Raw genomic sequence first — 20265 nt, forward strand, 5'->3', positions numbered from 1 at the left:
GCGTTTTTTTGCGTGAGCCCATAACAACAATGCATGTGAAGGCAGGCCGCGGATGGAAACCTTACCCTTGGCGAAGTTTCGCCAGCAAGTCGAACAACACCCCGAGCGTGTTTGGTTGCGTCAGCCGCGCGCCGGGCAGCTGCTGAACCTGCGCTGGCAAGATGTCGATGAGCAAGCCCGCCGCCTAGCCGCAGCCTTACAGGCAATGGGCTGCGCACCCGGCGACCGCGTGGCGATTTGGGGTAAGAACTGCGCCGAGTGGTTTATCAGCGATTTGGCCATCATGATGGCTGGCTTGGTCAGCGTGCCGCTGTACCCGGCGCAGTCGGCCACCGGCTTGCGTTATGTGCTGGAGCACTCCAAGACCAAGGTGCTGATTATTGGTCGCTTGGATGACCTGCCGGATTTAAACAGTGCCGTGCCCGAACAGGTGATCCGCATCGCCATGCCGCTGTGTGATCTGCCTAGCCAGCATGATTGGGCCACTTTGCAAGCCAAGTACGCAGCTCTGCCGTTGGCGCAGCTACACCAGCAAAGCGCGGAAGAACTGGCGACGATTGTGTATACCTCAGGCACCACAGGTAACCCCAAAGGCGTGATGCACAGCCCGCGCACTATGGCCTTTGCCGCTGCGCAGGCGGTGGCGCATATGCAGATTAACGAAGACGATCGCTTCTTCTCTTATTTGCCGCTAAGCCATGTGGCCGAGCGTTTTATGGTGGAAATGGCCAGCCTGTTTAGCGGCGCCCCGGTGAGCTTTGCCGAGTCGCTGGAGACCTTTGCCGATGACCTGCGCGATGTGCAGCCGACGGTGTTCTTCTCTGTACCGCGTTTGTGGACGCGCTTTCAGCAAGGCGTGCTGGAGAAAATGCCTGCCGCCAAGCTGGATAAACTGCTCAAGCTGCCGCTGATTAATCGACTGGTAGCACGCAAAATTCGCCAAGCGCTGGGGCTTAATGCGGCGCGCATCATGATCACCGGTGCCGCGCCGATCTCGCGCAGCTTGCTTACGTGGTACGCGCGCTTAGGCCTGCACCTCAACGAAGGCTATGGCATGAGCGAAAACATGGCCTATGGCTGCTTTAACCTGCCGGGGCAGATTCGCCATGGCACCGTGGGCAAGGCCATGCCGAATAACGAAGTGCGTATCAGCGAGACTGGCGAAATTCTGTTCCGCAGCCGCGCCTTGATGCAGGGCTATTACCTAGAGCCAGAAAAGACCGCCGAAACCTTGATAGACGGCTGGCTGCACACCGGCGATAAAGGCGAGCTGGATAGCGACGGCTACCTAACCATTACTGGTCGGGTGAAAGACATCTTCAAAACCAGCAAAGGCAAGTATGTAGCCCCAGCGCCGATTGAAGGCTTGCTGGCTGCGTCAGAGCTCATTGAGCAAGTCTGTTTGCTCGGTAGCGGCATGGATCAACCGGTGGCCTTGTTGGAGCTGGCGCCAGCCACTGGCGAGCTGGCGCAGGCCGAGATTGAACAGCGCCTAAGCGAACACCTAGGCCACGTCAATCGTCAGCTATTGGCCCACGAGCGGGTGCGCTTTGCCTATGTGGTCAGCCAGCCGTGGACGATTGATAACGGCTGCATGACGCCGACGTTAAAGATTCGCCGTAATCATTTAGAAAGCCTGTTTGCCGAATCGCTCGCTGCGCTTAAGCCCGAGCAGCCGGTACTCTGGCAAGCGCAACACACACAAAAGATCGGAGAGCCGGCATGAGTGCGCCGCTTGCAGGGTTAAAAGTATTGGATTTTTCCACCTTGTTGCCGGGGCCGTTTGCCTCGATGTTGCTGGCGGATATGGGCGCTGAGGTGCTGCGCATCGAATCGCCCACGCGGATGGATTTGCTCCGCGTGCTACCACCGCACGATCGCGGTACTTCGGCCAGCCATGCTTATCTCAACCGCAATAAGCGCTCGCTGGCGCTGGACTTAAAAAAGCCGGCGGCCATCGAGGTGGTTAAGCAGTTGGTGGCTGAGTACGACATCGTGCTCGATCAGTTCCGCCCCGGGGTAATGGATAAGCTCGGCATCGGCTATGCGGCACTAAAAGCGGTCAACCCGCAGCTAATTTACTGCGCGATTACCGGCTACGGGCAAACCGGGCCGTATAAAGATCGCGCCGGGCATGACATTAACTACTTAGCCCTCTCGGGCAGCAGTGCCTACACCGGCCGAAAAGACAGCGGCCCACTGCCGCTGGGCCTACAAGTGGCGGATGTGGCCGGTGGCTCGCTGCACGGGGTGATCGGCATTCTGGCCGCGGTGGTTAAGCGCCAAGCCAGCGGGCAGGGCGACTTTATCGACATCAGCATGACCGACTGCGCCTTCAGCCTGAATGCCATGAGCGCCGCCGGTTATTTGGCCGCAGGCCAAGAGCCTGAGCGCGAAGGCCATGCGCTGAATGGCGGCAGCTTCTATGACTATTACCAAGCCCGCGATGGCCAATGGTTTGCGGTGGGCAGTTTAGAGCCACAATTTATGCAGCAACTGTGCGCTGCACTGGGTAAGCCAGAGCTGGCCAAGCAAGGACTGGATCAGCGCCCTGAGGTGCAACAAGCGCTGAAAGCCGCGATTGCCGAAGCGTTTGCCGAGCATGACGGCAGTCACTGGCAGCAGGTGTTTGCGCCGTTGGACGCTTGCGTTGAACCGGTGCTGAGCTTTGCCGAGGCTTGCAAACATCCGCAACTGAAAGCCCGCGAGCTGACCCAGTCGGTGCCGCTCAAGGCCGGCAGTAGCGAGGTGCAAACACAGCTAGCCTGCCCGATTCGCTTTGCCGAGCCCTTGCCCGCAGCGCGTTTTGCTGGTGCTGCTTTAGGTGCGCATGGCGCTGAGGTGCTTGCTGAGCTGGGCTTAACAGAGGTGCAGATTGCCCAGCTGCGTGCCGACAAGGTACTCGCCTAACGCCTGTGTTAGCGTGGGCCGCATAACAAGGCGGAGTTTCTATGGCAACGCGGCCCATGCTTGGCTTCATTTATGTGCTTAAGGCGCTGCAAACGCTGGGCGAGCCTGTGGAGCGCGTATTGGCCGAGCGTGGTTTGGCGCTGGAGCAACTCGACCCCGCTGGGCAAATCAGCCGGCAATTAGAACTGGCGATTCTCAGCGACTTAGCGCCGAATCTGCGTGACCCCGGTTGCGGCCTAGCCGTGGGCGATGAATACCGCTTTGCCGGTTACGGCGTGCTCAGCATGCTGCTGATGACCTGCACCAATCTGCTGGAAGCCGTGCAGCTCGGCGTGCGCTTTCAGCAGCTGACTTACCTGTATTGCCAACTGCGCTTTGTGCCCGGTCGCGAGAGCAGCCAGCTGCTGCTCGAACCTGCTGGGCTACCGGAGGCACTGCTGCGCTTTCGCGTCGATGCGGAAATGGCCGGCACCTTGCGCTTGGTGAAAGACTTAACTGCCTTGCTGGGGGTGACGGTGCCGCTAGAGTCGGTGCAGCTACCTTACGCTAAGCCGGCGGATGCCGCGCGTTACCCGACGTTTTTTGCCTGCCCCGTGCAGTTTGGCTGTGCCACTGCCGGTTTTACCGTGAGCAATAGCGCGCTGCGTCATAGCCTACCGGTGGCTGATCGAAGCGGGCATAGCCTGTATCTGCAACAGTGCGAGCAGCTCTTGGCGGCGCAAATGCAATCGGCGCAGTACTGGCGCGATCAGGTGCTGGCGCACTTGAGTGTGTTTCAGGGCCAATACCCGGATGCCGATCAGGTCGCGGCCAGCTTAGGCCTCAGCGGTCGTAGCTTGCGTCGCTACTTGGCCGAAGAAGGAGTGAGCTTTCGCGAGCTGCTGGCGCAAGCACGGCGCTATAAAGCAGAGCAGTTGCTGCTACGCAGCCAGCACAGTGTTGAACAAATCGCCGCGCAGCTGGGCTACAGCGAGCCGGCGGCGTTTATTCATGCCTTTAAACGCTGGACGGGCAGCACGCCCTATCAGTTTCGCCTTCAGGCGCGGTAAGCCTTTAAGAACAGCTCAAGCGCTGCGTCGATGTGCTCTTGCTCATGGGGCAGGGCAGGGGTGTCGAGGCAGCCCGTTAGCACGCGCATATGGTTGAGCCCCTTCACCAAGCAAAAGAACTGATCGGCGGCTTGGGCTGGGTCGGCAATCTGTAATTGCTGGGCGGCGCAGGCGTCACGCAGCAGGCGCTCAAGCTCCATGATCAAACGCTTGGGGCCGGCGTCGAAAAACAGCTGCGCGAGGCGATTGTCTTTCTGCGAGGCAGCCACAATCAGGCGGTGCAGCTGAATGGCCTCGGGGTCGTAAATCAGGCTGACCACCGCATAGGCAATGTTGCGCAGCTGCTGCTCAATGCTTTGCTCGGGCTTGTAGTTAAACAGCTCGGAGGGCATTTGCGTTTCGCAGTGCGAGCGCACGGCGTGGCTGAACAGGGTGTCCTTGTCATTGAAGTGGCTGTACAGGGTCAGTTTGGACACCCCAGCGCTCTGGGCAATCGCGTCCATACTGGTGGCGTCATAGCCTTGGCTTAAGAACAGACATTTGGCGGCGTCCAGCACGGCCTGCTTCTTTTCCAGATCCTTTGGCCGACCTGGCTTCTGACGTGGCTTTTTTGTCTTGTTCATGCTTTTGTCTAAAACTGGACTGATGGGTTTTGTAATCTTAGTATACTCGCCAGTATAAATAATCCCGAAACTTAGTTGGGAAGCGCAGCGAAATGTTTAAGTCCATGTTACCCCGTCTGGCGAAAGCCGGTGCTGTTACCTCACTGGCCTTGTTAGTGGCGGCCTGCGGCCAAGAAGAAGTGGTCGAGAAGCAGGTCCGTCCGGCGATTTTTGTTCAGCCCGTGCCCAGTGGCGGCGTGCTGGAAACCTATCCCGGCGAAGTTCGCGCCCGTTACGAGCCCGAGCTGGCCTTCCGCATTGGCGGCAAAGTAGCGCGCCGTTTAGTCGAAGTTGGCGAGCGGGTGAAGAAAGACCAACCGCTGGCTGAACTGAGTGCTGAAGACGTCAACCTGCGTCTGCAAGCCGCGCAAGCTCAGCTGGCGGCTGCCGAGGCAGACATGAGCTTGGCGCGCTCCGAGCGCGACCGCTACGGCAAGCTGGTGTCGCGTCAGTTGGTTAGCCGATCGCAGTTTGAGAACGCCGAGAATGTCTACAAAGCCGCCGCTGCGCGCGTTAAGCAAATGCGTGCCGAGCTGGATGTGGCGAAAAATCAAAACGACTACGCCATTCTGCGCTCGCCGAGCGACGGGGTGATTTCGCGCCGTTTGGTCGAGTCTGGCCAAGTGGTCGGCGCGGGGCAAACCGTGTTCACCTTGGCCACCGATGGCGAGCGTGAAGTATCCATCAACCTGCCGGAGCAAGGCATCGAGGCCTTTAAGCTTGGTCAAGAAGTGGGCGTGGAGCTGTGGACTAAGCCCGGTAAGCGCTTTATCGGCAAGCTGCGTGAGCTAGCCCCAGCGGCGGACCCGGTGACCCGAACCTACGCGGCACGCGTGGCGTTTTCTGACAACCAAGTGCCGGCGGAACTCGGCCAGAGTGCGCGGGTGTACTTCTTAATCGGTGAGAGCGCCGGCCTTGCCGTGCCGCTGTCGGCGGTGAGCGCCGAAGAGGGCGCGGCCTACGTGTTTGTGCTCGATGCGCAAACCTCTACCGTGAAGAAAACTCCGGTGCGCTTAGGCGCCTTTAGTGAGCGCTTAGTGCCGGTACTGGAAGGCTTGAGCGCGGCCGATTACGTGGTTGCTGCCGGCGTGCAATTGCTGCGCGATGGCTTAGAGGTCAAGCCGATTGACCGCGAGAATCGCCCGCTGAATGTCAGCGGCCCCGCCACGGTTGGCGAGGAATAAGCTATGTCGCGTTTTAACTTATCCGCCTGGGCGCTGCGTAACCGCGAGTTAGTGCGCTACCTGATGGTGCTGTTGGCGCTGGCCGGCTTCTTTGCTTACGACCGCTTAGGGCAGAGCGAAGACCCGCCCTTTACCTTTAAGGCCATGGTGGTGCGTACCATTTGGCCGGGTGCCAGTGCTGAGGATGTGTCGCGGCAAGTGACCGAGCGCATCGAGAAGAAGCTGATGGAAACCGGCGACTTCGATAAGATCATTTCCTTTTCGCGCCCCGGTGAGTCGCAAGTCACCTTTATCGCCCGCGACGATATGCACTCGCGGGACATTCCCGAGCTTTGGTACCAAATCCGCAAAAAGGTTAATGACATTCGGCACACTTTGCCGCGCGAGGCGGTCGGGCCATTCTTTAACGATGAGTTCGGCACCACCTACGGCAATATCTACGCCTTGGGTGGCGAAGGCTTCGACTACGCAGTGCTGAAAGATTACGCCGACCGTCTGCAGCTGCACCTGCAGCGGGTGAAAGATGTCGGCAAGGTCGAGATTCTTGGCCTGCAAGACGAGAAAATCTGGATCGAACTGTCCAACGTGAAAATGGCCACCTTAGGCCTGCCGCTGGCCGCCGTGCAGCAAGCGTTGGAGCAGCAAAACGCCGTGGCCTCATCGGGCTACTTTGAAACTCCCAGCGACCGGATTCACTTGCGCGTGTCGGGGCGTTTCTCCTCGGTGGAAGAAATCGAGCAGTTCCCCATTCGCTTTGGCGAGCGCACCTTCCGCATTGCCGATGTTGCCAAGGTGTACCGCGGCTTTGCCGATCCGCCAGCGCCGCGCGTGCGCTTTATGGGTGAGGACGCGCTGGCCATTGCCGTATCGATGAAAAACGGCGGCGACATCCTGCGCTTGGGTGAAGCGCTGGAAGGCGAGTTTGCCCGTCTGCAAGAAACCCTGCCGGTGGGCATGACGCTGGCCAAAGTATCCGACCAGCCGGCGGCGGTAAAAACCGGCGTGGGTGAGTTCGTTCGCGTGCTGTTTGAAGCAGTGGCGATCGTGCTGCTGGTGAGCTTCTTCTCGCTCGGTAAGCGCGCCGGTTTGGTGGTGGCGTTGTCCATCCCACTGGTGTTGGCGATGACGTTTGCGCTGATGTACTACTTCAACATCGGCCTGCACAAAATCTCCCTCGGCGCCTTGGTGCTGGCGCTCGGGCTCTTGGTGGATGACGCCATCATTGCCGTGGAGATGATGTCGATCAAAATGGAGCAAGGCTTTAGTCGTCTTAAAGCCGCCAGCTATGCCTGGAGCAGCACGGCCTTCCCGATGCTCACCGGCACCTTGATTACCGCCGCAGGCTTCTTGCCGATTGCCACCGCGCAGTCCGGCACTGGCGAATACACTCGCTCGATCTTCCAAGTGGTGACCATCGCCTTGATCGTCTCGTGGATTGCCGCCGTGGTGTTCGTGCCGTACTTGGGCGACCGCCTGCTGCCGGATATGACCAAACTGCATGACGGCAAAGAGCACGACCCCTACGGCACGCCGTTTTATCAGCGCTTCCGCCGCTTGGTGGGCTGGTGTGTGGAAAACCGCTTTAAGGTGATCATGATTACCGTGGGCCTGTTTGTGCTTTCGGTGGTGGGCTTTAAGTATGTGCAGCAGCAGTTCTTCCCCGCCTCGGCGCGCCTTGAGGTGATGGTTGACCTTAAGCTCAGCGAAGGCAGCTCGCTGAAGGCCACCGAAGAACAGGTGCATAAGCTCGAAGCCATGCTCAAAGAGCAAAAAGGCATCGACAACTATGTGGCTTACGTGGGTACCGGTTCGCCGCGCTTCTATCTGCCGTTGGATCAACAACTGCCGGCAGCCAGCTTTGCCCAAGTGGTGGTGCTAACCGATTCGCTGGAGAGTCGCGAACGCTTGCGCTTGTGGCTGATTGAAACCTTGCGTGAAGAGTTCCCCGATGTGCGCACCCGTGTGAGCCGTTTGGAAAACGGCCCGCCGGTAGGCTATCCGGTGCAGTTCCGCGTGGCCGGTGAACATATCGAAACCGTGCGTGCGCTGGCCCGCCAAGTGGCTGACAAGGTGCGTGACAACCCGCACGTCAGCAATGTGCACTTGGATTGGGAAGAGCCGAGCAAGGTGATCCGCCTCAACGTCGACCAAGACCGTGCCCGTGCCTTGGGTGTGAGCACGCAGAACCTGTCGAACTTCCTGCAAAGCGCCATCACCGGCGCCACGGTCAGTCAGTACCGTGAAGGCAATGAGCTGATCGATATCGTGCTGCGTGGCCCGGAGAAAGAACGTCGCGAGCTGGAGCTGTTATCGAGCTTGGCGATTCCGACCGAGAGCAACCGTAGCGTCTCGCTGGGGCAAATCGCCACGCTGGAATATGGCTTTGAAGAAGGCATTATCTGGCGCCGCAACCGCCTGCCGACCGTGACCATCCGTGGTGACATCTATGGCGAAGTGCAGCCGGCCACTGTGGTGAACGAAGTCATGCCGCGCTTGGCCGATGTGCAGGCGCAGCTGCCTAGCGGTTACCTGCTGACGGTGGGCGGCACGGTGGAAGACTCGCAGCGTGGCCAAGGTTCGGTCGTCGCCGGTGTGCCGCTGTTTATCGTGGTGGTGCTGACCTTGCTGATGATGCAGCTGAAGAGCTTCTCGCGCGTGCTGATGGTGTTCCTCACCGCGCCGCTGGGCTTGATCGGCGTGACGCTGTTCTTGTTGTTGTTCCAGCAGCCGTTTGGCTTCGTGGCCATGCTTGGCACCATCGCCTTGTCGGGCATGATCATGCGTAACTCGGTGATCTTGGTCGACCAGATCGAGCAGGACGTGAAAGACGGCCTAAGCCGCTACCAAGCCACCATCGAGGCCACCGTGCGGCGCTTCCGCCCCATCGTGCTGACGGCCTTGGCGGCGGTACTGGCGATGATCCCGCTGTCACGCAGCGTGTTCTTCGGCCCCATGGCCGTGGCGATTATGGGCGGCTTGATTGTCGCCACGGCGCTGACCTTGTTGTTCCTGCCGGCCTTGTATGCCGCGTGGTTTAGGGTCAAGCCCGAGCATTAATCGGCACGCAAGGTAAAACACAAACCCCGCTTTGGCGGGGTTTGTGTTTTAGAATCGCCGCAAGTTGGTTTGAGGAGTGTGCATGAGCATGCGCGTAGGGTTTGCCGGTATTGGCTTGATGGGCCTGCCGATGTGTCAGCGCCTGTTGGCCGCTGGCGTGCCGCTGACGGTGTATAACCGCACTGCCAGTAAGTGCGCGCCGCTGCTGGCGCAAGGTGCGCAGCAGGCAGACAATCTTGCAGCGCTGGCCGCTAGTAGTGATGTGCTGATGCTTTGCTTAGCCGACACCGCCGCCGTGCATGACCTGCTGTTTAGTGAGCACGGTTTAGCGCAGCACTTGCGCGCAGGCCAGCTGCTGGTGGATTTCTCCAGCCTAGAGCCGGCTGCGACGCGCGAGATGGCCGCGCGCTTATTAGCCGAGCGCGGCGTGTACTGGGTGGATGCGCCGGTGTCCGGCGGTGTGCAAGGCGCGGCAGACGGCAGCTTGGCGATTATGGCCGGTGGCCGCGCGCAAGATATCGATGCTATTCGGCCCTTGCTGGCGCACTTAGGCCAGCGCGTCACGCGCATGGGCGAGGTCGGCGCCGGGCAAGTGACCAAGGTATGTAACCAAATGCTGGTAGCCTGCAACGCGCTGGTGATTGCCGAAGTGGTTGCGCTGGCCGAGCGCAGTGGCGTGGATGCCGCGCAGCTGGCGCCGGCACTGGCCGGTGGCTTTGCCGACAGCAAACCGCTGCAGATACTGGCCCCGCAAATGGCCGCGCGTGAATTCGAGCCCATCAAGTGGCATGTGCGCACTTTGCTAAAAGACTTAGACACCGCCGTTAAGCTCAGTCAGAGTGCCGTCAGTAGCACGCCGATGGCCGGCTTAGCCGCGCAGCTGATGCGCCTGCACGCCGCCAACGGTTTTGCCGAGCAAGACCCTGCGACCTTAGTGCAGCTGCATCTTAATTTCACCGAATAAGGACACCTCGCATGGCTAACGCGCTTTGCGCCAACCTCACGCTGTTATTTACCGAGCTGCCATTGCCGGCGCGCATCGCCGCAGCCAAGCAAGCTGGTTTCGCGGGGGTAGAGATTCAGTTCCCTTACGCAGTGCCAGCGGCTGAATTAAAAGCCGCGCTGGACGCTGCAGGCCTGCCGCTGGTGCTGATTAACCTGCCCGCCGGTGATTTACTTGATGGTGGCGCGGGCTTGGCGTGTGTACCAGACTGCCAAGCCGAGTTTGATGCCGCATTGGCCGAGGCCTTGGCCTATGCCGAGGTGGTTAAGCCGCAGCAGGTCAACGTGCTGCCGGGGCGCTTTGTCGCCAATGTGGAAGAAAGCACGGCGCTGGATTGCCTCGCCGCTAACGTGCGCAAAACCGCCGAGGCTTTTGCGCCGCTGGGTATTGGCGTGGTCTGTGAAGCGATTAACCCGTTCGACTTGCCGGGCTTTGCCGTAAGCACGCCGCAAGCGCTGCGTGCGCTGCTCGAACAAGTGAATCACCCCAATGCCAAAGCCCAGCTCGACCTGTACCACATGGCACGTCAAGGCTTTGAGCTGCCTGAGGCGATTGCTGAGCTGGCCGGCCTGATCGGTCATGTGCAATTTGCCGACTACCCTGGCCGCGCCCAGCCGGGCAGCGGTAAGTTGGATTTTGCCGAAGTGCGCGCGGCCTTGAGCGCAGCGGGCTACCGAGGCTGGTTGTCGGCCGAGTACCGCCCACACGGCGACCCGGCAGCGAGTTTGGCGTGGCTGGCCGATTGGCCGCGTGATTGAGTCAGGGTTACTAAGAGCCGCCTGTCCACACTGGCGGGCACGTGTTGCCGAAGGCGGCGTAACACCGTGGCGACACGACCCAGCCCCAGCGTGGCACCGTGGCCGACCTTGGTTTGCCGTATGGGCATTAGTGCCGCGTGAGCCCGCCGTAGCGGCGCACCTAGCGCGCTTACAAGCCGGATTAGCGCCGTGGCTTGCACCGAATTACCGCCGTCAGGCGCATATCACCTTGGCTGTGGCCGGTTTTCCTGTGCGTTGCGCGCAGCAGGCCGATGAAGTCAGCTGGGCAGAGCTGCGCCAGCAAATGCAGCTTTTAAAGCGCTTAAATAATGAACCGGTGGTGTGCCGAACGAGTTACTTAAGCAGCTTCGCCCATGCGCCTTTCTTGGCCGTAGAAGTGCCTGAGCTGGTGAATCAGTGGCGCACTTTGTTGGGCGCAGAGCATCGCGAGGCGGCACATCAGTTTCGCTTTACCCCGCATCTCACCTTAGGCGTGTATCGCTATCACTTAGCCTTGCCGGCGCTTGAACGGCGCTTAAAAGCGTTAGATCACCTAGCGCCGCTGAGCTTTAGCGCTGACTTAGCGTTACTTGGGTATCGGCCCGCAGAATTCTGCGGGCGCTTAACCCGTTTGCTGTGATCAGACGGCAGCGTCTTCGCTAATCGGCTCGGCAGGTTGATCCGCAGTGCTGCTGGTCTCGCGGCGCTCGATAAACTTCCAGTCGGCTTCGTCCAGATAAATGCCCTGCGGCGTGCTGCCGCCTTCCAAGTCGATGGCCACTGCGGCCGAGACCTGCGGTTTCACCGAGGCAAGAATCGGCACAAAGCCTAGCTGCTGGCTGGTTTCGATCAGCGCCATTTGGTTGCGCTCGTCGATATCGGCGGCTTCGTCGAGGTAGTAGGGCAGGCGAATGCGGCTGGCTTGCTCGCGGTCCATCAGGTGCAGCAACAAATACATGTTGGTCAGCGCCTTGATGGTCATGGTGGTGCCGTTGGAGGCCGCACCGTCGATATCGGTGTGCAGCACCGGCTGACCGCCGACCTTGGTGATCTCAAAGGCCAGCTCGAACAAGTCCTTCAGGCCCAACTGGTTGTTGTTGGCTTGCACCAGCTTGGCGAGGAAATCTCGCGCGGCATCGTTGCGCGCGTCTTCGTCGGGGTTCGGTTTTAAGTCGAACACCGACAGGGTTTCACCTTCTTCGTACTGGCTGGCGCTGTGGATGATCTGGTCGATGTGCTTAAGCGCCTCGCGGTGCGGGGCCAGCACAATGCGGAAGCTTTCCAGGTTAGACACCTGGCGACGGTTGATCTCGCGGTTAAACAGCCCCAGCTGGTGCTCAAGATTGTCGTAGTCGTTACGAATATTGCGCAGCGTACGAGCAATGTCGGTAACCGCCGCGCGGCGCGCCTTGGCCAGCGTGGCGGCTTCTTCTTCGCGGTGTGCATAGGCGTTAACCAGCAGCTTTAAGCGGCGCTCGGGGTCTTCTTCGTTATCGAACTTGGCCACGCCTTTGAGGCGCACTTGGGCGTAAAGCGCGTCGATTTGTTGGTCGATGCGCATCAGTTGCTGCCACGTGTCTTGATAGTCATTGAGCAGCGGCAGCAGGTTGTCCAGCGAGTCGTCCACCGGGTCGATACAGCGGATGCCTTCGGGCAAGTCTTTGGGCAACAGCTGACGGCGGCGCAGGGCGTCCTCCAGTGTGCGTTCTTTGGCTTCCAGGTCAGCCAGTTGGCGGCTTAATAGCTGAATTTTGCCGGACAGCTGCTGCACACGTTCGGTAAAGGCATCGCTGGCGCGGGCGCGTTCTTCGCGAGCGGCGGAGACTTGCTCGAGCTGCGCGGCTTGCTCGGCGGCTTGTTGCTCAAGGGTTTGCAGGCGGCGGTAGTCTTCCAGTGCTTTTTGCGCTTCCAGCACGGCTTGATAGAGGCGGTCGGCCTCGGCGCGGCTGGCGGCAATGTCGGCGGCTACCGCTTGCTGGGTTTTCAGTTGTTTCAGCTCACGCTCGAGGCGGTCTTTCTGATCGCGCAGCGCGGTGCGGTCGGCCAGCGCTTGCAGCTGTGGCGGCTCGATGCTGCTTAGGTCGATGGTCAGCCCCGGCAGGCTCAGCACATTGCCGGTGAAGCGCTCGAGCAACTGCTCAAGGCTGGTGACCCAGTCGTCGCCGTCCAGTGTGATGCCTTTGTCGGCCAGCGGCAGGCTGAATAGCTCGCTGTTGCACAGGCGCATCAGGCGCTCTACATCGGCTTGGGTAAATTCTTCGCGCAGGCGGGAATACAGGTTGTTGTCGGCGTGATCGAGCTTGCCGCGCACGTCTTTTAGGCGCTTTTCTAAGTCGCGCACGCGGGCATCCAGATCGGCGCTGGAGAACTGCCGCGACTGGGCAATCGCACCGGCCAAGTCATCGTGAACGTCTTTGGCGGCGAGTAGCTGTTGTTCCAGCTGCGCGGTGTCGGTGACTAAAGCAAAGCGCTGGCGCAGCTCGTCCAGCTCGCTGTGCCATTTTTCCAGTGCGGCGATATCGCGCTCTAAGCGCAGCAGTTCGGCGGTGGTGCCGCGCTGTTCTTGTTGCAGGCCGTCTTGCTGCTGACGGTGATGTTCGTGCAGACCGAGCAGTTCTTCTTTGCGCGCGTCGGCGTAGTCGTGCCAGCTGCTGAGTAGCACGTCGAGCAGCGGCGACAGCTTATGCAAGCGGCCGCGCAGCACATCGCGCTGGGTGACGCCGGCAGACAGGGCGTCAATCAACGGGCCGGCGGCGACCAGCGCGTGGTAGTCCTGCTCCATGCGGCGCACATCGCGGAAGGCTTCTTCGCAGGCGGCGATGTAATCCACGCTGCCCGAGCGCAGGCTGTGCTCGAAGGCATCCAAGAACAGCTGCTTAAGCTTGGCAGCGGTGATTTCGCGCATGTGCAGCAAGTTGATAAACAGCGCGCGGAAGGTTTTCAGGCTCTGCTCGCTGGTCGAGCGCAGTGGGATCAGGGTGAGGTCGAGCGGAATCGAGGTGTGCCCGCCAACCAATAAGCGGCGCAGTTCTTCGGGTTTTACCTCGTGGGCGTGAATGCCTTCGCGCTCTAGGTTGGCGAACAGTTCGCGCTGGCGCAGGCAGGTGCCGTTTTTCTGGTAGTGGGCCAGGTCCAGCTCGCCTTGGTAGACAAAGAACTGGTGGCCAAAACCGCCACCGGGGCCGCGCCCGGCCACGCCGATCACATGGCGGCCGTGGGCGAGTTCTAGCTCAATGAGGATGTAGCTGGTGTCGCTGGCGAAATAAAACTTGCGTGACTGTTCGAGGCTGTATTTGCCAAAGCTCATGTCCGACATTCGCGCCAGAATGGGGAATTGCAGCGCGTTAATCGACGCCGATTTACCCAAGTTGTTGGCGCCGTAAATCGACAGCGGTTTTTCCAGCGGGAAGATGCCGAGGCTGTAGCCCGCAGTATTCAGCAGGGCAAAGCGGCGAATGCCGTAGCGGGTGCTCATGCGTTGTGCTCCTCTTCGCTAATGCGCAGCGCGGCTTCAGCGCGTTCTTCGGCAATGGCGCGGGCCAGTTCGTCGTCTTCGTTGTCTGCTGCCGGCGCTGTTGCTACGGCTGGCGCAATGCGTTCGGGCACTGCAGCTTCGCTTGCCTCATCGACTGCATCCACTTCATCTGCTTCATCTGCTTCGACGGGCAAGACTGGGGCAGGCAAGGGCAGATCGCTGGCGAGGCTGGCGGCCAAGTCGCGGTCTTGTTGTACGCTCAGGCATACATCTAAGAAGCGGTGCATGGGCGGTAAAAACTGGTACACGCCGTTGTCTTCGCGGGCAAAGCCCAGCTGCACCAGGCGACGGAGAATTTTGTCGTCCAAGTCTTCCAAGCTCAGCACTTCGGCCTGCACGAACAGCTCGCGGTATTTGTCGAATAGCGGCGGCAGTTCATCGCGGCCCAAGCTGCCGCCATCCAGTACCGCCAGCGGGTCGCGGTTTTGGTCGGCTAAGTGCTCGACCACGATAAAGGTGAACAAGGCCAAGCGCTGCGCGGTTTTATTCACCTGCGCGCCGGTCTGCTCGGGGACAAAATAATAGAAGCCGCGATGGTCGCAGACCAGCTCAAACCCCAAGGTTTTAAACAGGCTGCGGTAGCTGTCTTGCAGGTTGTTCAGCTGGGCGTATAACTCGTGGTCGCGCGGGCTGATGTGGTAGCCCTTAAACAACTCGCGGAAGATCGGCGCGAGCAGGCTCAGCTCGGCAATATCAACGGACATAAGGTGTCTCGCTTTCGGTCAACTGGTAGGAGCACAGGCTGATCTGGTGCTCGCGGGTTTGGTAGCTGGCACGCGGCAGGCGCGCACGGTTAAAGCGCGCATCGCGGGCTAAGCGCGAGAACCAATACAGCAGCTCATCGCTGGCGGCCTCGCGTTCGTGGTCGATCAGCCATTGCATTAAATCGGGCAGCGGCAGCGCGGCTTCGGCGCGGTTAAGCATTTCTTTTGCCGTGAGCGGTGCGCGAGTAACGGGACGGCTTTGCTTGCGCTCCACACTGGGGAAGCGCGCCGGGCGGCTCTCAAAGCGCGCCAAGGCATACACATAGCTTTCCACTTGGCTGGAGGTGCCTAAAAAGGTGCTCTGCGGGCGGGTAAAAATCGGTAGCGCCGCTTGCGGCACGGCATCCAGCCCGCGTTTGCGCATGGCTGCTAAGGCCAGCGCTGCGCCACGGGTGATCGTGTTATGCCGACGGGCTTCTTCACGCAGCGGCAGCAGCAAGTCGCGGGCTTTGCGCAGGGTCAGCTGGGCGGCGCCTTGCATCTCAAGAATCCGCGCTTGGGCGCGCAGAATCAGATCGTCTTCCACCAAACTGCCGATGCGCTGTTGCTCGCCATATAAACGCAGCAAGGTGTTTTCCACTTGGCGCATGCCGGTCTCGAAGGGGCCGCTGGCGCTGACCAAGTGAATCATCGGTTCGACGTACTCATCCCAGGTCGCCAAGACTTCGGCATAACGCTGGCGCAGGGGGATTTGCCGGTCGTTGGTTTTCGCCCGCTCGGCTACGCCGATCAGCGCTTGTTCGTCGTTGGCGAGTTTTTTCAGCACATCGCGCACGCGCATGTCTAACAGGCGCAGCTGGCGGGCGAGCTCCAGCGCATCGCGTGCGGCAAAGGCGTCTTCAATGTAATGCCCAAGGCGCTCTAGGTGGCGCAGGTAGGCTTCGATCTCAAGACACAGGCCAAGGCGGTGTTCTTTACGCAGGTAGGCGAGAAAGTCGTGAATCTGCGCGTTGAGCTCGAAGCGATTGGGGCTTTTGGCCACCGGAATCAGAATATCCAGCTTGAGCCATTGGTCGATCAGCGCGGTGACCGCCAGTGGGTCGCTGTCTTTGAGCTGCTCGGCCAGGCGCGTGCGCAGCTCGACCAAGCTTAAGGTGCCTTGATCAAAGTGGTCGCACAGGGGCTCCAGCAAGGCCCAGTGCTCAGCCAGTGCGCGCAGCACGCGTTTGGGGTCAATCATGGCAGTCGCCTAACAACACAAAGCGGCGATTCTACTGCAAAGCGCCGGCAGGCCAAGCGACGCCGGTCTGCAAACTGCTGAGTGCTGTTGCGCGGCGGCAACTGACGGGTAGTCAGGTAACGCTCAGTTAATTAGTAAACCGCCGAGTGATGTTTTTGCCTGATCGATTGGCAGGTTTTGCCCTAAGCCCCACCTAGGCACTCTGCCAGCACGGGAGAAGTAAGCAGTTCCCAGCGAGGTGCCGATGGAATCAGCGCCACCCATAGACAAGAACAAGAAATCTAGGGGCTGCTTATATGAACAGTTTCAGTGTCCGGGCGCGTGCTTGGGCTTTGCTGTTGGGGATGGGCGCGTGTGCGCCGTTTACCAGCTATGCCGCCATGCAAGAGCTGGCTGATGAAGACCTGGCCGATGTGCATGGTCAAGCGTTCATCAATCTCACCACGCACTCTGCCGGTGGCTTGGACTTCACCCGCATTAACCTCGGCCTTGATATCGAAACTCAAATGAATGCGCGCAAGTTGCAGCTGGGCTTGTACGATCGCGCCGGTGAGGCGGGCAATACCGCCGATTTGGATATCAATGCTTTTGCCTTGGGTACCGTGAATGACGCCACGGGGCAGGTGAATCCGTTTCGCATCAAAGACCCGTATCTAGAAGTGGCGTATCGCGGTAGCAAAATTGTCGGTGTGCGCGTGGGCTTTGGTGAGGCCAAAGGCGAGCTGTCCGGCGAGATCAACCGGCTGACGGGTAATGTGCCGGTGTTTATTAAAGGCACAGCCAATGCCATTTACGATAAAGCCGATGCCGGTCAGCGCTTCTTGCTGTTTTTGGCGGGGGTATATCGCTCAAGCCAGATTGAGGCGAATGCCGAGCTGGTAACCCCCGGCGGACAGGTCGACCCAGTGCGTGCGACGCATTCGGGGATTCCTAATGGCAGTGGTATGGAATGCGTGAGCGGCTGCGCGGGTGGCTGGACAGATGCCTTGCTGGGGGCGTTTGCCTCCAACAATTGCTCGATTTTGGGTATCGCCACTTGTTTTGGTTTGAATCAATTTCAAACCCTGCCGGTGGGAGACTTGAGCCGCGCAGGCATGGATGGCGCCGTGCGCGACATGTTTATCTCGATGCAAACCGAGTCGTTGACGTGGAAGGGCAGCAGTGGCCAGCCGGATGTCAACGCCATTGTCGGCGCTTTCATGAATTTGCCTAAGTATGTGGATGCTAACGGTCAGCTTAAGGCGCCGATTCAGCTGGACTTTGGCCAGGCCTTGAACGGGATACCGCGTAAAGACACCTGCTTTGGTGCGTCGAATGGCAGCACGGCGCAGGGCGGCTGTTAAGTGTTACTGCTCTGGGGAGGGTGGTAACGCTTTGTCTTTGTGTTTGGTCGCTAGCGTAGGCTGTGGAGGTCTGCGCTAAACGAGAGTTGGCAGCCAAGGGCGGCGCGCTTCAGTAACGTGGCAGGGTGAGCAAATTTTGACCGATGTGTGTGGTGGCCAATGTTCAAGAAAATCCTGTCCCAATTGAGTTTTAGCCTGCTGCTGGGCGTGAACTTTACTGCGCAAGCTGAGCTGGTAGCGCTGTCAGATGAAAAACTCTCTGAAGTGACAGGGCAGGCGTTTATGAACATGACCACGGATTCACACAATGGCTTGACCTTCACGCGCTTGAATCTTGGCGTTGATATTGAGACGCAGATGAACATCAAGAAGCTCGAGCTGGGCAATTACACCCGTGCTGGCGAGGCGGCAGGCACGGCGGATATCTCGATCAATAATTTTGCCTTGGGCTCAGTGAATGATGCGACAGGGCAGGTGAATCCATTTTCTATTAAGAACCCCTATCTAGAGATCGCTTATTCGGGCACCAAAGTAGTTGGGGTGCGCATGGGGTTTGGTGAGGCTAAAGGGCATCTTTCAGGCGATATCAATAGGATCACCGGTAATGTGCCGGTTGATATCTATGGCAAGGGCAGTTATCTGGCTTCGCAAATTAGCTGCGCTTGGTATGACCTAGTTTGTCATGGCGCAAAAGGGATCGTTGGTGGTGCTTACGCTAATAGTGACTTCGCCGCGCAGGCCCAACTGGTGACTAGTCCCGGAGGGGACCCAGACCCTGTTCGCGCCCAGTTTATCGGTATGGTGGATGGGCAGAAGCTGAGTATTCCCTCTGGTTCTGGTTTCGATAATTTTTTGCTGGGACTTTTCTCATCTAATAACTGTGCGCTGCTGGGTACCACAACGTGTTTTTCGCTAGCAAATTATGGTTCTTTTCCAGTCGGGCAGTTTAATGCGGCCACCCAGCAATTCACCGACTCAGCTAAAGGCGTGTTTTTGTCGATGCAAACGCAAAATGTGCAATGGCGAGATCAGCAAGATGCCACCAAGTTTGTTGAGGCGTTGGCTGGGGCTTTTATGAATTTGCCGCGTAATGCCGATGGCTCGGCGGCCATTCGAACCAGTTTCCAAGAGGCTTTCGAGGGTATCCCGCGCGTGGATACCTGCTTGGGGCCGCAAACCAAGGGGTGCTGAGTATGCAGCGACTGTTCTTGGCCAGTTTGTTAGGTGGCTTAGCGGGGCTGGCTAATGCCGAACTGCAAGCGCTGGATGATGAAAAACTCGCCACGGTGTCCGGCGCCGGTTTTGGCATGGTCATTGAGAATTTTCTCTACGACGGCACCCAAGCCACCATCACTATTAACGACATCACCAACGGTAGCGGGCAGAACGTACCGATTGCTGTTAAAGAGCTTTATGTCGGTGCCACCGGCAGTAATAAAGGCAGCAACCTGCAGCCGGTCAATATTGGCCGTTTGAGCTACCCGTGGACGCTCGATTTGGTGAAGGGTGAGAACCTGAAAACCCTGCGCGATGACGGTCAGTTGGTGCAAACCGTGCCGACCAACCTGTCGATATTAAGCTTTGCCGCGCCAGACAAGATTTTTGGCGCCGGTGGCCAGCCGTGTATTTCCGGTTATGCAGCAGCGGGTAACAACTGCTCGATGCGCAGCACCGAGAAGGTGGATGCCGGTATTCGCTTCGATTTCAGCGTTACCGGTAGCCGCACCGATGTCATCAATATGGACTTCACCGAGCTGACCATGGACGGCTCGTACCTGCGCTTATGGGGTGACAATAGCCGCCAGCAGTTGGTCGGTGAGGCACGCATTAACCTGTATGCCAAGACGTTGGAAATTCTCTCCTGCGCGACAGGGGCGGCAGGTTGTAACACAGCCCAAGAGCTAGCAGCGCGGACGATTTATTTCACTAACACTTACGCGCAATTTGCACTGGGCTATGGCAAGTCGCAGCCGCTGCTGTTTGACGTCACCTCCAATGGCCAGTTTGTGCTGGAGCTGCCTAACCCGGTGGCTGGGGTAACCAATGCCACTACCCGTAATCAGATCGCGGCGGACTTTTACGCCAACGCGCCGCGCACCAATATCCTTATCGATAACCTCAATTTTGGTGGCACACGCTCATCGCCCACCGCGGTGCCTACCGGCGGCTATAACTTTGGCCGCAATGAGATTTCCGGCATGAGCTTTAACTACCTGAAGGTGTCCAGCCATGACCTCTAAGCTCTGTATTGCTTTTGCTGCGTTGCTCGCTGGGCCGGCTTGGGCCGAGCTGCAAGCCTTGGATGACAGCGACTTAAGCCAAGTCGATGGCCAAGGTGGGGTGTATCTGTCTGGCGAGTTCAGTATTAACAAGAATGGCGGTGTGCTGTGGTCGACACCGACCAATGCGAACCCGGCAACTTGGTCGGCCAGTCAGCGTGGTTGCGGTACCACCAACTTAGAAGTTTGTGGTTTACGCCTCGCGGTGCGTACCGAAAACGGTGGTGGTTGGTTTGTGCTGGACAACATCAAAGGCATTTTCAGTTTCGAAGGCTTAACCCTGCGTACCCGCCTGATCAACTCCGGCTTCAATGGCGATGGCGCCGGCTTTAATCAGGATGTGCTGGAGCTGGGCTTGCCCAATGAGATGAAGTTCAAAAACGCCGCCTTCAGTGTGGCCGTGGCGAATCAGGGCGGTTGGCAGAACAACAAGACCTACGCGCCGAGCTTCCAGCAGACCAATATCTTTTCCGCCAAGATCGACGGCACCGTGCGCATGCAGGGCAATGTGCTGATCTTCCCGAAAAACTAAGAGGCTGAC

16 protein-coding genes are annotated in these 20265 nt (G+C 59.1%); 12 read left to right on the forward strand and 4 right to left on the reverse strand.

Annotated features, from left to right (window positions below):
- Positions 1–52 precede the first annotated feature (52 nt).
- From BMX80_RS02450 to BMX80_RS02460, 3 genes are read left to right on the forward strand one after another with little or no spacing between them, the layout of a single operon-like run.
- Positions 53–1726 (forward strand): AMP-binding protein, encoded by a 1674-nt coding sequence (locus BMX80_RS02450; RefSeq protein WP_074864699.1) that lies wholly within the window; start codon positions 53–55, stop codon positions 1724–1726.
- Complete coding sequence (locus BMX80_RS02455; RefSeq protein ID WP_074864702.1) at positions 1723–2910, forward strand: CaiB/BaiF CoA transferase family protein; 1188 nt, start codon at positions 1723–1725, stop codon at positions 2908–2910. Before BMX80_RS02450 ends, BMX80_RS02455 begins: the two co-directional genes overlap by 4 nt.
- A gap of 41 nt (positions 2911–2951) precedes the next feature.
- The gene (locus BMX80_RS02460) at positions 2952–3959 is read left to right on the forward strand and encodes an AraC family transcriptional regulator (RefSeq protein WP_074864703.1); all 1008 of its coding nucleotides are present in this window, start codon (positions 2952–2954) and stop codon (positions 3957–3959) included.
- Here BMX80_RS02460 and BMX80_RS02465 read toward each other — a convergent pair.
- Complete coding sequence (locus tag BMX80_RS02465) at positions 3947–4582, reverse strand: TetR/AcrR family transcriptional regulator (protein WP_074864706.1); 636 nt, start codon at positions 4580–4582, stop codon at positions 3947–3949. The two genes, BMX80_RS02460 and BMX80_RS02465, sit on opposite strands and share 13 nt — an antisense overlap.
- A gap of 92 nt (positions 4583–4674) precedes the next feature.
- Here BMX80_RS02465 and BMX80_RS02470 point away from each other — a divergent pair, with 92 nt between their 5' ends.
- From BMX80_RS02470 to BMX80_RS02490, 5 genes are all read left to right on the forward strand, one after another.
- Positions 4675–5805 carry an efflux RND transporter periplasmic adaptor subunit gene (locus BMX80_RS02470; RefSeq protein WP_074864709.1) on the forward strand — a complete coding sequence of 377 codons (1131 nt, stop codon included), beginning with the start codon at positions 4675–4677 and terminating at the stop codon, positions 5803–5805.
- Between the two features lie 3 nt (positions 5806–5808).
- On the forward strand, positions 5809–8862 hold the full coding sequence (locus BMX80_RS02475; RefSeq protein WP_074864712.1) for an efflux RND transporter permease subunit: 3054 nt from the start codon (positions 5809–5811) through the stop codon (positions 8860–8862).
- Between the two features lie 82 nt (positions 8863–8944).
- Positions 8945–9826 (forward strand): NAD(P)-dependent oxidoreductase, encoded by an 882-nt coding sequence (locus tag BMX80_RS02480; RefSeq protein WP_074864713.1) that lies wholly within the window; start codon positions 8945–8947, stop codon positions 9824–9826.
- Between the two features lie 11 nt (positions 9827–9837).
- Entirely contained in the window at positions 9838–10623 is a 786-nt protein-coding gene (locus tag BMX80_RS02485) for a hydroxypyruvate isomerase family protein (RefSeq protein WP_074864715.1), read from the forward strand.
- 130 nt (positions 10624–10753) lie between these two features.
- A complete protein-coding gene (locus BMX80_RS02490) occupies positions 10754–11263 on the forward strand; it encodes a 2'-5' RNA ligase family protein (RefSeq protein WP_074864718.1) in 510 nt (169 codons plus the stop codon).
- Here BMX80_RS02490 and BMX80_RS02495 read toward each other — a convergent pair whose 3' ends face one another.
- The 3 genes from BMX80_RS02495 to mksB are packed head-to-tail and all read right to left on the reverse strand — an operon-like array spanning position 11264 to position 16102.
- Positions 11264–14098, reverse strand: a complete 2835-nt coding sequence (locus BMX80_RS02495) for a coiled-coil domain-containing protein (RefSeq protein ID WP_074864721.1) — start codon at positions 14096–14098, stop codon at positions 11264–11266. It abuts the gene before it with no gap.
- Positions 14095–14862: a condensin complex protein MksE gene (locus tag BMX80_RS02500; protein ID WP_074864724.1), complete on the reverse strand. Its 768-nt coding sequence runs from the start codon at positions 14860–14862 to the stop codon at positions 14095–14097. The genes BMX80_RS02495 and BMX80_RS02500 overlap by 4 nt, the downstream gene beginning before the upstream one ends.
- The gene (mksB, locus tag BMX80_RS02505; RefSeq protein WP_074864727.1) at positions 14852–16102 is read right to left on the reverse strand and encodes an Mks condensin complex protein MksB; all 1251 of its coding nucleotides are present in this window, start codon (positions 16100–16102) and stop codon (positions 14852–14854) included. Before mksB ends, BMX80_RS02500 begins: the two co-directional genes overlap by 11 nt.
- Positions 16103–16398: 296 nt before the next feature.
- Here mksB and BMX80_RS02510 point away from each other — a divergent pair, with 296 nt between their 5' ends.
- From BMX80_RS02510 to BMX80_RS02525, 4 genes are all read left to right on the forward strand, one after another.
- Entirely contained in the window at positions 16399–17445 is a 1047-nt protein-coding gene (locus BMX80_RS02510) for a hypothetical protein (RefSeq protein ID WP_074864730.1), read from the forward strand.
- Between the two features lie 159 nt (positions 17446–17604).
- Positions 17605–18636 carry a hypothetical protein gene (locus BMX80_RS02515; RefSeq protein WP_074864733.1) on the forward strand — a complete coding sequence of 344 codons (1032 nt, stop codon included), beginning with the start codon at positions 17605–17607 and terminating at the stop codon, positions 18634–18636.
- 2 nt (positions 18637–18638) lie between these two features.
- Complete coding sequence (locus tag BMX80_RS02520) at positions 18639–19685, forward strand: hypothetical protein (protein WP_074864735.1); 1047 nt, start codon at positions 18639–18641, stop codon at positions 19683–19685.
- The gene (locus tag BMX80_RS02525; protein WP_071872138.1) at positions 19675–20256 is read left to right on the forward strand and encodes a DUF6160 family protein; all 582 of its coding nucleotides are present in this window, start codon (positions 19675–19677) and stop codon (positions 20254–20256) included. Before BMX80_RS02520 ends, BMX80_RS02525 begins: the two co-directional genes overlap by 11 nt.
- Positions 20257–20265: the final 9 nt, after the last annotated feature.

The sequence above is a fragment of the Atopomonas hussainii genome, from assembly GCF_900109735.1.
GTDB classification, from domain to species: domain Bacteria; phylum Pseudomonadota; class Gammaproteobacteria; order Pseudomonadales; family Pseudomonadaceae; genus Atopomonas; species Atopomonas hussainii.

What these genes read in the sequence shown, in the direction of transcription:
- BMX80_RS02450 (WP_074864699.1), top strand. Translation starts at nt 53, where the DNA reads ATGGAAACCTTACCCTTGGCGAAGTTTCGCCAGCAAGTCGAACAACAC.
- BMX80_RS02455 (WP_074864702.1), top strand. Translation starts at nt 1,723, where the DNA reads ATGAGTGCGCCGCTTGCAGGGTTAAAAGTATTGGATTTTTCCACCTTG.
- BMX80_RS02460 (WP_074864703.1), top strand. Translation starts at nt 2,952, where the DNA reads ATGGCAACGCGGCCCATGCTTGGCTTCATTTATGTGCTTAAGGCGCTG.
- BMX80_RS02465 (WP_074864706.1), bottom strand. Translation starts at nt 4,582, where the DNA reads ATGAACAAGACAAAAAAGCCACGTCAGAAGCCAGGTCGGCCAAAGGAT.
- BMX80_RS02470 (WP_074864709.1), top strand. Translation starts at nt 4,675, where the DNA reads ATGTTTAAGTCCATGTTACCCCGTCTGGCGAAAGCCGGTGCTGTTACC.
- BMX80_RS02475 (WP_074864712.1), top strand. Translation starts at nt 5,809, where the DNA reads ATGTCGCGTTTTAACTTATCCGCCTGGGCGCTGCGTAACCGCGAGTTA.
- BMX80_RS02480 (WP_074864713.1), top strand. Translation starts at nt 8,945, where the DNA reads ATGAGCATGCGCGTAGGGTTTGCCGGTATTGGCTTGATGGGCCTGCCG.
- BMX80_RS02485 (WP_074864715.1), top strand. Translation starts at nt 9,838, where the DNA reads ATGGCTAACGCGCTTTGCGCCAACCTCACGCTGTTATTTACCGAGCTG.
- BMX80_RS02495 (WP_074864721.1), bottom strand. Translation starts at nt 14,098, where the DNA reads ATGAGCACCCGCTACGGCATTCGCCGCTTTGCCCTGCTGAATACTGCG.
- BMX80_RS02500 (WP_074864724.1), bottom strand. Translation starts at nt 14,862, where the DNA reads ATGTCCGTTGATATTGCCGAGCTGAGCCTGCTCGCGCCGATCTTCCGC.
- mksB (WP_074864727.1), bottom strand. Translation starts at nt 16,102, where the DNA reads ATGATTGACCCCAAACGCGTGCTGCGCGCACTGGCTGAGCACTGGGCC.
- BMX80_RS02510 (WP_074864730.1), top strand. Translation starts at nt 16,399, where the DNA reads ATGAACAGTTTCAGTGTCCGGGCGCGTGCTTGGGCTTTGCTGTTGGGG.
- BMX80_RS02515 (WP_074864733.1), top strand. Translation starts at nt 17,605, where the DNA reads ATGTTCAAGAAAATCCTGTCCCAATTGAGTTTTAGCCTGCTGCTGGGC.
- BMX80_RS02520 (WP_074864735.1), top strand. Translation starts at nt 18,639, where the DNA reads ATGCAGCGACTGTTCTTGGCCAGTTTGTTAGGTGGCTTAGCGGGGCTG.
- BMX80_RS02525 (WP_071872138.1), top strand. Translation starts at nt 19,675, where the DNA reads ATGACCTCTAAGCTCTGTATTGCTTTTGCTGCGTTGCTCGCTGGGCCG.